This window comes from Streptomyces sp. A 4/2 (genome assembly GCF_940670765.1).
Lineage (GTDB): Bacteria > Actinomycetota > Actinomycetes > Streptomycetales > Streptomycetaceae > Streptomyces.
The window spans coordinates 89,655-104,542 of sequence record NZ_CALNVW010000050.1; the positions used below are offsets into that span (position 1 = coordinate 89,655).

At 66.6% G+C, this 14,888-nt stretch carries 9 protein-coding genes; 1 reads left to right on the forward strand and 8 read right to left on the reverse strand.

Going from position 1 to position 14,888, the window contains the following annotated elements; all coding sequences use genetic code 11:
* Window positions 1-106: 106 nt before the first annotated feature.
* The 8 genes from dxs to ngcE form a co-directional block, all read right to left on the reverse strand.
* On the reverse strand, window positions 107-2,026 hold the full coding sequence (gene dxs / locus NBY69_RS33165; RefSeq protein ID WP_250305673.1) for a 1-deoxy-D-xylulose-5-phosphate synthase: 1,920 nt from the start codon (window positions 2,024-2,026) through the stop codon (window positions 107-109).
* 175 nt (window positions 2,027-2,201) lie between these two features.
* Window positions 2,202-3,488 carry a sugar ABC transporter permease gene (locus NBY69_RS33170; RefSeq protein ID WP_250305674.1) on the reverse strand — a complete coding sequence of 429 codons (1,287 nt, stop codon included), beginning with the start codon at window positions 3,486-3,488 and terminating at the stop codon, window positions 2,202-2,204.
* Window positions 3,485-4,273, reverse strand: coding sequence for an ATP-binding cassette domain-containing protein (locus NBY69_RS33175; protein ID WP_250305675.1), 789 nt, complete (start codon window positions 4,271-4,273; stop codon window positions 3,485-3,487). Before NBY69_RS33175 ends, NBY69_RS33170 begins: the two co-directional genes overlap by 4 nt.
* Window positions 4,274-4,432: 159 nt before the next feature.
* Complete coding sequence (locus NBY69_RS33180) at window positions 4,433-5,542, reverse strand: sugar ABC transporter substrate-binding protein (protein ID WP_250305743.1); 1,110 nt, start codon at window positions 5,540-5,542, stop codon at window positions 4,433-4,435.
* A gap of 132 nt (window positions 5,543-5,674) precedes the next feature.
* Window positions 5,675-6,874: an ROK family transcriptional regulator gene (locus NBY69_RS33185; RefSeq protein WP_250305676.1), complete on the reverse strand. Its 1,200-nt coding sequence runs from the start codon at window positions 6,872-6,874 to the stop codon at window positions 5,675-5,677.
* Window positions 6,875-7,115: 241 nt separating this feature from the next.
* Window positions 7,116-8,042 carry a carbohydrate ABC transporter permease gene (locus tag NBY69_RS33190; RefSeq protein WP_250305677.1) on the reverse strand — a complete coding sequence of 309 codons (927 nt, stop codon included), beginning with the start codon at window positions 8,040-8,042 and terminating at the stop codon, window positions 7,116-7,118.
* A 1-nt stretch (window position 8,043) separates the two neighbouring features.
* Window positions 8,044-8,967 carry a carbohydrate ABC transporter permease gene (locus NBY69_RS33195; RefSeq protein WP_250305678.1) on the reverse strand — a complete coding sequence of 308 codons (924 nt, stop codon included), beginning with the start codon at window positions 8,965-8,967 and terminating at the stop codon, window positions 8,044-8,046.
* A gap of 49 nt (window positions 8,968-9,016) precedes the next feature.
* A complete protein-coding gene (gene ngcE, locus NBY69_RS33200) occupies window positions 9,017-10,465 on the reverse strand; it encodes an N-acetylglucosamine/diacetylchitobiose ABC transporter substrate-binding protein (protein WP_250305679.1) in 1,449 nt (482 codons plus the stop codon).
* Window positions 10,466-10,940: 475 nt separating this feature from the next.
* On the opposite strand from ngcE, the gene NBY69_RS33205 reads away from it, so the two are divergent.
* Complete coding sequence (locus tag NBY69_RS33205) at window positions 10,941-14,765, forward strand: GH92 family glycosyl hydrolase (RefSeq protein ID WP_250305680.1); 3,825 nt, start codon at window positions 10,941-10,943, stop codon at window positions 14,763-14,765.
* Window positions 14,766-14,888: the final 123 nt, after the last annotated feature.

The following is a 14,888-nucleotide window of genomic DNA, read 5'->3' on the forward strand; positions in this document are numbered from 1 at the left end:
GTACCCGGCAGCGAGCCTTTTTCACACGAATGAGCCGGTGGGACCACCCGTACAGGCTTGGTCCCACCGGCTCATCGGTGGCGCGAGGTGCTGCTGTGCCGTGTGATCAGTCGCGGGCGGGCTCCGCAGCGGCGGACTCGCTCTCGTAACGGCCGTCGATCTTCGCCACCAGGCCGGTGACCTGGCGGGCGATGTCCGGGGCGGTCAGCCCGATCTCGGCCATGACCTCCTTGCGGGACGCGTGGTCGAGGAAGCGCGGCGGGATACCGAAGTCCCGCAGCGGTACGTCGACGCCGGCGTCCCGCAGGGCCTGGGCAACGGCCGAACCGACGCCTCCGGCACGGCTGTTGTCCTCGACCGTGACGACCACCCGGTGCTGCTCGGCGAGCGGGGCGAGTGCCTCGTCGACGGGCTTCACCCAGCGCGGGTCGACGACCGTCGTCGTGATGCCCTGCTTGTTGAGCAGTTCGGCGATCTCCAGGCACATCGGGGCCAGCGCGCCGATGGAGACCAGCAGGACGTCCGGCCGGTCCGTACCGGCCTTGCGCAGCACATCCATGCCGCCGATCTTGCCCACGGCGGGGACGGCCGGACCGACCACGCCCTTGGAGTAGCGCACGACGGTCGGCGCGTCCTCGACCTGGACGGCCTCGCGCAGCTGGGCGCGGACCTGCTCGGCGTCGCGGGGCGCGGCGATCCGCAGGGTGGGGACGCACTGGAGGATGGACATGTCCCACATGCCGTTGTGCGAGGCACCGTCCGTGCCGGTGACACCGGCCCGGTCCAGGACGAAGGTGACACCGCACTTGTGCAGGGCAACATCCATCAGCACCTGGTCGAAGGCGCGGTTGAGGAAGGTCGCGTAGACGGCGAAGACCGGGTGCAGTCCGCCGGTCGCGAGACCGGCGGCGGACACCGCGGCGTGCTGCTCGGCGATCCCGACGTCGTACACCCGGTCCGGGAATGCCTTCTCGAACTTCTCCAGGCCGAGCGGCTGGAGCATGGCCGCAGTGATCGCGACGATGTCGGAGCGCTCGTGGCCGAGTTTGACCATCTCCTCGCCGAAGACCGAGGTCCAGTCCAGGCCTGCCGCGGCGATGGGCAGACCGGTGTCGGGGTGGATCGGGCCGATGCCGTGGAAGTGGTCGGCCTCGTCCTGCTCTGCGGGCTTGTAACCACGGCCCTTCTCGGTGATGCAGTGCACGATGACCGGTCCGCCGAAGCCCTTGGCCCGCTCCAGCGCGGACTCCAGTGCCTCGATGTCGTGACCGTCGATCGGGCCCACGTACTTCAGGCCGAGGTCCTCGAACATGCCCTGCGGGGCGATGAAGTCCTTGAGGCCCTTCTTCGCGCCGTGCAGCGTCTCGTACAGCGGCTTCCCGACGACGGGGGTGCGCCCCAGGAGGTCCTTGCCGCGGGCCAGGAAACGCTCGTAGCCGTCGGTCGTGCGGAGCGTGGCCAGGTGATTGGCCATCCCGCCGATGGTGGGCGCGTAGGAGCGCTCGTTGTCGTTGACGACGATCACCAGCGGGCGGTCCTTGGCGGCGGCGATGTTGTTCAGCGCCTCCCAGGCCATTCCGCCGGTCAGCGCGCCGTCACCGATCACCGCGACGACATGGTCGTCCTTCTTGAGGATCTCGTTGGCCTTGGCGAGGCCGTCGGCCCAGCCGAGAACCGTCGAGGCGTGCGAATTCTCGATGATGTCGTGGTCGGACTCGGCTCGCGAGGGGTAGCCGGACAGGCCGCCCTTGCCTTTGAGCTTCGAGAAGTCCTGACGGCCGGTGAGCAGCTTGTGCACATAGCTCTGGTGACCGGTGTCGAAGAGCACCCGGTCCTTGGGGGAATCGAAGACGCGGTGCAGGGCGATCGTCAGCTCGACGACACCCAGGTTCGGGCCGAGATGGCCACCGGTCTTGGACACGGCGTCGACGAGGAAGGTCCGGATCTCTCCGGCCAGCTGTTCCAGCTGCTCCGGGCCCAGCCGGTCCAGATCGCGCGGTCCCGTGATGCGGGTCAGCAGCGCCACCCGTGCCTCCTTGCGTTCGAACTGTGATCGAGCTTTGCCAGGTCTGCTGAGTCTAATGTTCCATCCGGGGCGGTCGGCATCGGGCGGTGCGTTCTACGTCACCCGTTCGGAGTAGTAGTACGCACGGACGCCCGGCACCGGAACGCTTCCGGGCCGGGCGCCTGTCGCGTCTGCACTATGCGCGGCCTGCGGACTTCTGGGTCTTGCGGGTCACCGCGTCGATCACGACGGTGGCCAGCAGGACGCCACCGGTGATCATGTACTGGATGGGTGAGGCGATGCCCTCCAGCGACAGGCCGTACTGGATCGAGACGATCACCAGCACGCCGAGCAGCGCGTTCCAGGTACGGCCACGGCCGCCGAAGAGGCTGGTGCCACCGATGACGGCGGCGGCGATCGCGTTCATCAGCAGGTCACCACTGCCGGCGCCCTGGTTGGCGGTGGCGATCTTGGAGGCGAGGAAGAGCCCGCCGATCGCGGCGAACGTACCGGCGACGGCGAAGACCGAGATCCGGATCATCGTGACGTTGATACCGGCACGACGGGACGCCTCGACGGATCCGCCGAGCGCGAAGATCTTGCGGCCGTACGTGGTGCGGCGGAGCAGGAAGTCCGTGCCGACCAGGACCACCAGGAAGATCATGACGGCGAGCGGCATGCCCTTGTACTGGTTGTACATGTACGCCACCGCGAAGGCCACGACCGCCAGCGCCCCGGTGCGCAGCAGGATCTCGCTGAGCGGCCGGGACGGCACCCCTGCGGCCTCGCGGCGCCGGGCGTCGAGGAACGACGAGAGGAAGAAGACCACCACGCCGAGCAGGGCGAAGCCGTACGCGACGGCCACGTCGGCGAAGTAGTAGCCGGTGATGTTGGCGATGGGGCCGTCACCGGGCAGGTTGATCGTGCCGTTGTCGCCGAGGATCTGGAGCATGAAGCCGTTCCAGAACAGCAGACCGGCCAGGGTCACGGCGAACGCCGGGACGCCGATGCGGGCGAAGAAGAAGCCGTGGATCGCACCGGCGACCGTGCCGGTGAGGATGGACAGCAGCAGCGCCAGCCACTGGTTCATCCCGTGTGTGACGTTCAGCACGGCGAAGGCCGCGCTGGCCACGCCGCTGACCGAGCCGACCGAGAGGTCGATCTCACCGAGCAGCAGGACGAAGACGATACCGACGGCGATCATGCCGGTACCGACCATGGTCACCGAGATGTCGGTCAGGTTGCCCGCGGTGAGGAAGCGCGAGTTCACGCTCTGGAAGACCGCGGCGATGACGATCAGGCCGACGATCACCGGGATGGAGCCGAGGTCGCCCGCGCGTATCTTGCGCTTGAACTCGGAGAGGTAACCGGCGAAGCCCTGCTCGCGCACCAGCAGCCGGGGGTCGACCGTGGTCACCGCGGCCGGGGCCGCCGCCTGGGCGTCCGCCGGGCCGGACGCGGTGGAGGTCTTGTCGATGCTCACTTCTGAACCTCCACACTGCGCGACGCACGACGGGTCACGGCGTTGTCCGTGGCGCCCGTGATGGCGGCGATGATTTCTTCCTGCGAGGTGGTCTTCACGTCGAAGACACCGTTGTTGCGGCCGAGGCGGAGCACCGCGACCTTGTCGGCGACCGCCTTGACGTCCGCCATGTTGTGGCTGATGAGCAGCACCGCGTGGCCGCGCTCACGGAGCCGCTCGACCAGGTCGAGCACCTGCGCGGTCTGCTCCACGCCGAGGGCCGCCGTGGGCTCGTCGAGGATGACGAGCTTCGGCTCGCCCAGCATGGAACGCGCGATGGCGACGGTCTGGCGCTGTCCGCCGGAGAGCGAGGCGATCGGGATGCGGACACTGGGGATGCGGATCGAGAGCGTGGTCAGCAACTCCCGTGACCTGCGCTCCATTTCGACCTCGTCGAGGATGCCGCGCTTGCGCAGTTCCCGGCCGAGGTAGAGGTTGCCGACGACATCGATGTTGTCGCAGAGCGAGAGGTCCTGGTAGACGGTCGCGATGCCCAGGTGCTGGGCGTCGTGCGGGCGGTTGATCTGTACCGCCCTGCCCTCCCACTCGATGACGCCGTCATCGATGGGGTGCACCCCGGCGATCGTCTTGACCAGCGTGGACTTCCCGGCTCCGTTGTCGCCCACCAGGGCGAGTACTTCACCGCCGTGGGCCTCAAGCTCTACATCGGTGAGCGCCTGGACGGCACCGAATCGCTTGGAGACCCCACGCAACGCCAGCACGGGCGTAGCGGACACTTGAACCATCTCCTTCGCCGCCTGACCGGCGGGGATGCCACGCTGCCATGAGAGCGCGGTGGCTGAGCAGGGTGTTCCGCCCGGCGCCCGCCCCGTTAGCGGGACGGTGGTGGGGCAAGGCGCCGGACAGGCTTCAGTGGGTCACGAATCCCTTGCGGAGCAGGGGAGTTACTTCAGACCCAGCTTGTCGCACGCGGCCTTGTAGGCCGGGGTGCAGATCTCGCTGACCTTGTAGATGCCGTCCTTGATGACGGTGTCGGTGATGTTCGCCTTGGTCAGCGAGACGACCGGGAGGATCACCGAGGGGATGCCCTTGACGCTGACGGTGTCGACCGTGGTCTTGGCGATCGAGTCGAGCTTCTGGCCCTTGGCGAGCGCGACAGCCATCTCGGCGGCGATCGGACCCTCCTGGATGTACGGCTTGTAGACGCTCATGTACTGCGTCCCGGCCACGATGCGCTGCACACCGGCGAGTTCGGCGTCCTGCCCGGTGACCGGCGGGATCGGCGAGATACCGGCGGCCTTCAGGGCGGTGATGATGCCGCCGGCCATGCCGTCGTTGGCGGAGTAGACGCCGATGACGTTCTTCTTGCCGAGGGCCGTGATCGCGCCCTCCATGTTGGAGTTGGCGTTCTCCGGCTTCCACTCCTTGGTGTCGTACTCCTTGCCGATGTTCACCTTGCCGTCGAGGACGGAGTGAGCGCCCTTCTTGAAGTCGGCAGCGTTCGGGTCGGTGGAGGAGCCGTTCATCATGACGATCTTGCCGGACTTGGCCTTGGTGCCGAGCGCCGTGAGCAGGGCCTCGCCCTGCGTCTTGCCGACGGTCACGTTGTCGAACGAGACGTAGGCGTCGATGGGGCCCTGGGCGAGGCGGTCGAAGGCGACGACGGGGATACCCGCCTCCTTGGCCTTCTTCACCGAGGCCGCGATCGACTTGTAGTCGACGGCGTCCACGATGATGGCGTCCACCCGGTTGGTCACCATGGCGTCCATCTGCTGGCTCTGCGTGTCCGGCTGCTGCTTGGCATTGACGTAAGTGATCTTGCCCTTGCCGTGGGTCAGTTCGTCGACCTTCTTCTCGATCAACGGCTTGTCGAACTTCTCGTAGCGGGCGGTCTGGTTCTCCGGAAGGAGCAGCCCGATGTTGAGGGCGTCGCCCTTCTTCGCGGAGTTCCCGGCCGGCTTGTCCTTGTTCCCGCCGGACTCCTTGGCACTGCCACAAGCGGCGAGAGAGACAGCCATCGCGGTGACGGCCACGGCCACGGCGGCACGACGCATCTGCGTGTTCACTTCAGAAACCTCCCTGACGAGGCCGCGACATTGCGGCCGAGGTGCCTGGAGTCAACTCGGCTGTCAGGCCAGCGTCAAGGAGTAAATCCTTAACGAGATGGCAACGGTGTCATTCCTTCTCTAAGTGAAGACAGGCGTCCCTGTGGGCATCGTGCTGTCCAAAAGACTTGAATCGCCCATTTCACTGAGGACCAGCGCGAGCGCGCCCAGCACCTCGGCCCGGCCGCCCAACGCCCCTGGAAGCACGGAGAGTTGGCGGGCGGCGCTGGGGATCGCGTACCGGCCGACGGACTCCCTGATCGGGCCGAGCACCAGCTCACCGGCCTCCGCGAGGTCGCCGCCGAGCACCACCCTGCTCGGGTTGAGCAGGTTGCAGAGATTGGCGACGCCGCTGCCGATGTGCCGGCCGACGTCCGCGATCACCCTGCGGCAGCCCGGGTCGCCGCCGCGCGCGAGCTGGACGACCCGCTCGATGGTCAGACCGGTGCCGTGGCTGGACTCGAGGAGCGGCAGGACGTACCGGGCGGCCGTGAAGGTCTCCAGGCACCCCCGGTTGCCGCAACGGCACACCGGGCCGGACTCGTCGAGCGTGATGTGCCCGATCTCGCCCGCGGTGCCACCGGGGCCGCGGTAGATCTGCCCGTCGATCACCAGACCGGCTCCGACGCCGCTGGCGACCTTGATGTACGCGAGGTCCCTGACCCCGCGACCGCTCCCCCACACCAGCTCGCCGAGTGCACCCAGATTGGCGTCGTTGTCGACGTACACGGGCACGCCGAGCCGGGCCGCGAATTCGTCGCTCGGGTTGATGCCCGACCAGCCCGGCAGGATCGAGGTGGAGCCGAGCGTGCCCGACTCGACGTCGATCGGTCCCGGCACCCCGAGCCCCACGCCCACGACCTTGTCCGCGCCGATGCCGGTCGCCGTGATCAGCCGGTTCACCAACTCCTCGGCCCGCCCGAAGCCTTCGGCCGACGAGGCGTCCACATCGAGCGGTTCGGACTCCTCGGCGAGGACCTGGTGAGCCAGGTTGCCGACCGCGACGCGCAGATGCGTGTGGCCGAAGTCGACCCCTATGACGATGCCCGCCGAACCGCTGAGCGAGACGCTGCGGGCCCGTCGGCCGCCCGCCGAGGTCGGGGTGACCTCGACCGTGCCGCCGTCCTTCAGTTCGCGAACGATATTGGAAACCGTGGCTGCCGAGAGCCCCGTACTGCGGGCGATCTCCGCCTGGGTGAGCGAGCCCGCCATACGCACCGCGCGTACGACCCGCTCAAGGTTGGCCCGGTGCAGAGACGTCTGCGACCCCGGAGTCTCCATCGACTCATCCACTCCTGCCATTGGTGGACGGCGCGACGGCCGCCCCCGTGCGGGACACCCCTGTCAGGGCCCGCCATATCTCCAACATGTGAACCCTAAGCTGACTCTTTTGGCCTCCCCCCCGTCAAGACCTTGAGCAAGGGGAGAGACAGATGAGCAGCCGGCCCGGCGGGCAGAACAGACGAACCGCCCGACAGCGGATGCTGTCGGGCGGTTCGGGTGAACAGCGGAACAGGAGGCCCTACTTGAGCGCCCCCGCGGTCAGACCGGCGACGACCTGCCGCTGGAAGATGATGTACGCCGCCAGGACCGGCAGCATCGCCATCACCAGTCCGGCGAAGAGGCCGGAGTAGTCGCCCTTGTACCCCTGGCTGGTGGCCAGCTCGACCAGTCCCTGGGCGAGGACCCGCTGCTTCGGGTCGGTGTTCAGCACCGTCGGAAGCAGGTACTGGTTCCACTGGCCCAGGAAGTTGAAGATACCCACGCTGATCAGGCCGGGCTTGGCCATCGGCAGCATCACCTGGAAGAAGGTCCGGGTGTGCGAGGCGCCGTCGAGCGTCGCCGCCTCGGCCACTTCTCCCGGCAGCGTCCGGAAGAACGAGGTGAGGAAGAAGACGGTGAACGGCAGCGAGTAGGCGATGTAGACCAGGATCAGGCCCTGGGTCGTGTTCAGCAGACTCATGTTGTTCATGACGAAGAACAACGGCACCAGCGCCAGGATGATCGGGAAGCTCATCCCTCCGACGAACAGGAAGTAGATGAACCTGTTCCCCGGGAAGTCGAAGCGCGCCAGCACGTAGGCCGCCATGGAGCCGAGCAGCAGGGTGCCGATGAGCGAGCCGCCGACGACCACGATGGTGTGCCCGAAGTACTGACCCATGTGCGCCTGGCCCCAGGCACGGGACCAGTTCTCGAAGTGCAGCCGGTCGGGCAGCTTCCACGGCTCGGCGAGGATGTCGTGGTCGTTCTTGAACGACGACATCACCGCCCACAGCAGCGGAACGACGACCAGGACCGCCCAGATGATGAGCACGCCGTGCGAGAAGACGTTGAGCGTGCCGCCGCCGCTCTCGCCCTTCTTCTTCGCCGGAGCCGCCGCGGGCTTGGTGAGCCGGGCCGGCGTCGGGTCCTCGGCGACCTCGGCCGGAGGGGTGTCAGTGGTCTTCATCTCAGAACTCCAGCCGCTCGCGCCGGCCCAGTCGCATCACGATGGCGGAGAACACCAGGGTGAGCACGAGGAGGGCGACGCCGATCGTTGTCGCGTATCCGGCCTGGCCGTCGCGGAACGCCGTCTGGTAGACGAACAGCGGCAGCACGGTGGTCGATTGGGCGGGGCCACCCGGGCCCACACTCATGATGTTCACCGCGGCGAACGCCTCGGCGCCGAGGGACAGGATGCCCATGTACACCCAGCCCGACTGCACGGTGTCCCAGAGCAGCGGAAGCGTGATCCGGAAGAAGGTCGTGACCCGGCTCGCGCCGTCCAGCAGCGCCGCTTCGTAGAAGTCCTTCGGAATGGATGCCATTCCCGCGGAGAACAGCACCACGAAGAAGCCGACCTGGGACCAGACGAGTACGGCGAAGATGCACCAGAGGGCCAGCTTCGGGTCTCCGAGCCAGTCCGGCTGAATGCTGTCGAGACCGACCGCGTCCAGGGCGCCGTTGAGAATGCCCCCGTCGGGGTTGTAGATGAACCTGAAGAGCAGGGCGACGATCGCGATCGACAGCACCTGCGGGAAGAAGTACGCGATCTTGTAGAACCCGGAACCGCGTACGCCCCCGATGGATACGCCCTTACGGCGCTTGCCACCCACATTCAGCATGAAGGCGAAGAACAGCGCGAGGCCGAGCGTCACCAGCGGCAGCAACAACACGAACAGCACACTGTGTTCCAGGGATTTCCAGAATGTCGGGTCCTGGAGCATCCGGCTGTAGTTGTCGAAGCCCACCATCTTGAAGTCCGGGCTCAGGCCGGTCCAGTCGGTGAACGAGTAATAGATCGACTGAATGAACGGCCATATGACGAAGATTGCATACAACGCCAGTGGGACTATCAAGAATCCCACAATGAACCGGTACTTACCTTGTTGCATGGTTACCGACCCCGATCTTCCGGCGGGTGCCGCCGCTGGTGACGCGTGCTCACTGGTGCTTGTAGTGCTTGATCGACGAGTCCTTGGCGGCTGCGTCGGCGTACTGCTGACACTTCTTGACAGCCTCGGCCGGGGTCATGCGGCCCGCCATCATCTCGCCCAGGACCGAGACGCCGATCTGCTCCTTCTGGAGCTTCACGTACCAGTCCTGGAGCCGCGGGTTGACCACGTTGTCGCCCGCGGCCTTCAGCACGTCGAGGCCCGACTGGAGGGCCGTCGACAGCTCCAGACCGTCGGTGCCACCGTTGAAGGCGGACAGCGACTTCACCGTCTTGGTGAAGTTCTTGGACGAGGCCTCACTGAGCATGATGCGCAGCTGGTCCATGCCCGCCTGCGGGTTCTTCGCGTTCCGCGGCACGATGAAGGGCTCGCCACCGGAGGCCCAGATGGTGCCGTACGGCATCTTGTCCGTGGACTCGTCCAGGCTGGACGGCGCGCCGACCTTCATCTGGAAGTTCTTGGGCGTGGTCTTCGCCGCCTCGTTCTCCACCCAGGAGCCGTTGGGGATGAAGAGCGCCTTGCCACCGGTCCAGGCGGTCTGGGACTGGATGTGGTCGATGCCGGGCGTTCCCTTGAGGATGTAGCCCTTCTGGAACAGCTCGTAGTAGGCATCGAATCCGGCCTTGACGGCGGGGTGCTTCCAGGCGTTGGGCGCCAGGTCGTCGATGTCGTCGAGGACCTGACGGCCGCCGATCTTGGCGATGAAGGGGAAGAGCGAGAACGGCAGGTAGTACGGGTACTTGCCCGCGTACGTCCAGCCCGCGATGCCCTTCTTCTTCGCCTTGGCACAGACGGAGAGCATGGCGTCCCAGGTCTTGGGATACTCGACGTCCAGGTTGTCCAGGGCGGTCTGCGAGTACCAGACGCCGTAGACGGTGTACGCGTAGTTCATGATCCAGCACGGCTGACCGTCGTACTGGCCCATCTCCACGATGCCCGGACGCAGGGTGTCCCGGACCTTCTTGCTCGGGTCGTCGACGGACGGCGCGTCCAGCAGGGGCGTGAGGTCGGTCAGCTGGTTCTTGCCGACCAGGACACCCATGTCCATCTGCTCGGCGCCCGAGTTGTCGATCAGGTCGGGCGGGGTGCCGCCGTTGAAGCGCGGCTGCAGCTCGGACTGGATCTTCTGCGTGGACGAGAAGTGCACCTTCGACTTCGGGTGCGCCTTCGAGTACAGCGTGTTGGCGGCCTTGGCGTACTCGACGCCGAAGCCTCCGTCGAAGACGACCATGTCGAGCGGGGCGGTCTCGTTCACGCCGAGCGGGTTGCTCGCGGTCGTCTTGCCCTTCGCGACCTTCTTGTCGCTGCTGCTGTCGCTGCTCGCGCAGGCAGAGAGGAAGCTCATCGTCGGGACGGTGATCAGGCCGAGAGCGGCCGATCGCTTGATCAGATCACGACGGCCAAGGCCCTCAGTGGTGCGAGCGGAGGTGGATCCCATGCTCAAGTCCTCGCCTTCTACAGGACTCAGGCGGTGTACCGGTCGCCCGTTGAGAATTCGCCTCAGGCGAAGGGCCCCGCCACCGCGGTCAGTTGAAGCTGGGTTGCACTGGCTGCAGGAAGGGAACACTGAGAATTTGGATGAGGATGCCCTGATGCTCCCCCACCCTGTTCCCCACCCCCCCTGGCCCGCTGCCAAAGACACGGCGAAGCGGACGTCGACAGGTATAGTCCACTGACCTTCAACTGGGCAAGATCGAATGCAGGTTTGAACGTCAGTCTTTCCCGAGTTGAGACCTCACAGACATCTGGTGCACTCCGCCCACCAGCCGGGACTTCCCCTTGAGAGCGCGTCCAATTCCGTCCGGTACGCGCGGTCAACACACTTGACGGCACAGCCCACTTGCCTTCCTACTGGACCTTGCGCATCAGAGTGACAACGTTGTCCAAAGCGCATAGGTGAGAGGAAAACCCTCATGCAGACCAGAGCTCGGCACCGGGCAAGATCTACGGCCGCCCTGGTGGCGGCGGCATTCGCGCTCGTCGTGACGGGGCAGGGCGCTGCCGTGGCGCAACCCGCCCAACGTCACGCGTCGGACAAGGAGTTCCACTCCTCGTTCGAAGCGGGCCAGCCACAGCCGGACTGGCGGAATACCGTAGAAACAGGTCCTGACGGCCATAAACGCTCCTCCGGTATCGATGGCACCACCAATGCCGGTATACCGGGCAATGTCATGGATCATGTCATCGGGCTGCGGGCCAGTGACGAGAACGCGGCCAGCGGCGAGGGCAAGGGCAGCCTCGTCGACCTGGATCCGAACACCAAGTGGCTGGCGTTCCACCCGACCGGGTGGGTGGAGTTCGATCTGGACGAAGCGGTGAAGGTCACGACCTACGCGCTGACGTCCGCCAACGACCACTCCGAGCGTGACCCGAAGGACTGGACCCTGCAGGGCTCCACCGACGGCAAGGACTGGAAGACCCTGGACAGCCGGCAGGGCCAGGCCTTCGACCAGCGCTTCCAGACGAAGTCGTACGACGTCGGCGGTGCGGACACCGCCTATGCGCACTACCGGTTCGAGATCTCGGCCAACAACGGCGCTTCGGACGCCACTCAGCTCGCCGATGTTCAATTCTCGAACGGGGACACCAGCACCCCGCCGCCCACCGACATGGTCACCAGGGTGGACAGCGGGCCGCTGACCTCGCCGACCGCCAAGGCCGGGGCCGGGTTCACCGGGACCCATTCGCTGCGCTACTCCGGCACCCAGAAGGGCGAGGGCCACGCCTACTCGTACAACAAGGTCTTCGATGTCAACACCCGGATCGACCGGAACACCGAGCTGGCGTACAAGGTGTTCCCGGAGATGGGGAAGACCGACCTGAACTACCCGTCCACCGATGTGGCGGTCGATCTGGCCTTCACGGACGGCACGTACCTGAGCGACCTGAAGGCCACCGACTCCAACGGCGGGCTGCTGACGCCGCAGGGCCAGGGCGCCGCCAAGCGGCTCTACGTCAACCAGTGGAACACGGTCTCCTCGGACATCGGGACGGTCGCGGCCGGCAAGACCGTCGACCGGATCCTGGTGGCGTACGACTCCCCCAAGGGCCCGGCGACGTTCCGCGGCTGGATCGACGACCTCTCGATCGCGCCCAAGAAGACCGAGAAGCCGTCCGCGCACCTCTCGGACTACGCCCTCACCACCCGTGGCACCAATTCGAGCGGCGGCTACTCCCGCGGCAACAACTTCCCGGCGACCGCCGTCCCCAATGGCTTCAACTTCTGGACGCCGGTCACCGACGCGGGCTCCACGAGCTGGCTCTACAACTATGCGAGCACCAACAACGCCGACAACCTCCCCACGCTCCAGGCCTTCGGCGCCAGCCACGAGCCGAGCCCCTGGATGGGCGACCGGCAGACCTTCCAGCTGATGCCGTCGGTGGCCGCCGGAACCCCGGACGCCGACCGCGGCAAGCGGGCGCTCCCCTTCCAGCACGAGAACGAGGTCGCCAAGCCCCACTACTACGGGGTCACCTTCGAGAACGGCCTCAAGGCGGAGCTGACGCCGACCGACCATGCGGCGATGATGCGGTTCACCTACCCCGGTGACAACGCGAGCATGATCTTCGACAACGTCTCCAACGCGGGCGGTCTGACCCTCGACCCGAAGACCGGGACCTTCAGCGGGTACTCGGACGTCAAGAGCGGCGGCTCCACCGGAGCGACCCGGATGTTCGTGTACGGCTCCTTCGACACCCCGGTCACCGCGAGCTCGCGGCTCACCGGCGGGGGCGGCGACGACGTCACCGGCTACATGCGCTTCAAGCCGGGCAAGAACCGCACGGTCACCCTGCGCCTGGCGACCTCCCTGATCAGCGTGGACCAGGCGAAGGACAACCTGTCCCAGGAGCTGCCCGCCTCGGCCACCTTCGCGAAGACCGAGGCGAAGGCCCAGGCGCAGTGGGACAAGATCCTCGGCAAGATCGAGGTGCAGGGCGCCAGTCACGACCAGCTGACCTCGCTCTACTCCTCCATGTACCGGCTGTACCTCTACCCGAACTCCGGTTCCGAGAAGGTCGGTTCGAAGATCGAGTACGCGAGTCCGTTCTCGCCCAAGGCCGGTGAGAACACCCCGACCCACACGGGCGCGAAGGTCGTGGACGGTTCGGTGTACGTCAACAACGGCTTCTGGGACACCTACCGGACGACCTGGCCCGCGTACTCCTTCCTCACCCCGAAGAAGGCGGGTGAGATGGTCGACGGCTTCGTCCAGCAGTACAAGGACGGCGGCTGGATCTCCCGTTGGTCCTCCCCGGGCTACTCCGACCTGATGACCGGCACCAGCTCGGACGTGGCGTTCGCGGACGCCTATGTGAAGGGCGTGAAGTTCGACGCGAAGGCGGCGTACGAAGCAGCGCTGAAGAACGCCACCGTCGTACCTCCGAGTTCAGGAGTTGGACGTAAGGGAATGGCCACGGCGCCGTTCGTCGGCTACGCGGACACGAACACCAACGAGGGCATGTCCTGGTCGATGGAGGGATACGTCAACGACTACGGCATCGCGCAGATGGGCCAGGCGCTCTACAAGAAGACGCACGAGGCCCACTACAAGGAGGAGTCCGAGTACTTCCTCAACCGGGCGCAGAACTACGTGAAGCTCTTCGACCCGGAGGTCGACTTCTTCCAGGGCAAGGACGCGCAGGGCAACTGGCGGCTCCCGGCCGACAAGTACGACCCGCGGGTCTGGGGCTACGACTACACCGAGACCGACGGCTGGGGCTACGCCTTCACCGCCCCGCAGGACTCGCACGGTCTGGCCAATCTGTACGGCGGCCAGGCGGGCCTGGCGAAGAAGCTGGACACCTACTTCTCGACGCCCGAGACCGCGGGTCCCGACACCACCGGTTCGTACGGCGGTGTCATCCATGAGATGACCGAGGCCCGTGACGTCCGGATGGGACAGTACGGCCACAGCAACCAGGTGGCCCACCACGTCACCTACATGTACGACGCGGCCGGTCAGCCCTGGAAGACGCAGGAGAAGGTCCGCGAGGTGCTCAGCCGCCTCTACGTCGGCAGTGACATCGGCCAGGGCTACCTCGGCGACGAGGACAACGGCGAGCAGTCGGCCTGGTACATCTTCTCCTCGCTGGGCTTCTACCCGCTGGTGATGGGCAGCGGTGAATTCGCTGTCGGATCACCGCAGTTCACCAAGGCCACCGTGCACCTGGACAACGGCCGGGACCTGGTGGTGAAGGCGCCGAAGAACAGCGCGAAGAACATCTACGTGCAGGGCCTGAAGGTGAACGGCAAGTCCTGGAACTCGACCGCGCTGCCGAGTGACGTCCTGGAGCAGGGCGGGACCCTGGACTTCGCGATGGGCTCGCAGCCGTCGCGCTGGGGCACCGGCAAGAACGACGCCCCGGTCTCCATCGCCAAGGACGACAAGGTGCCTTCGCCGCGTGAGGACGTGATCAGTGGTCCGGGGGCGCTCTTCGACAACACCTCGGCCACGGACGCCTCGTTCACGTCGGTCGACCTGCCCGTGAAGTCGGCGACCCGGCCGGTCCAGTACACCCTCACCTCGTCGGACAGGGCGAAGGCGCCGAAGGCGTGGGTGCTCCAGGGCTCCGACGACGGCACGAAGTGGACCCAGCTGGACGAGCGGTCGGGCGAGTCCTTCGCCTGGGACAAGCAGACCCGGGTCTTCAGCGTGGCCCACCCGGGCACGTACAAGAAGTACCGCCTGGTGAGCGCGGACACGGCCACCCTCGCGGAGGTGGAGCTGCTGTCCTGACACGACGGTCGGTCTCCACTGCGGGGGCGGGTACGGGATTTCCGTATCCGCCCCCGCGGCCGTTCCGTATCCGCCCCCGCGGCCGTTCCGGGGCCGCGGGACCGCGGCTGGACACGCCTCTGG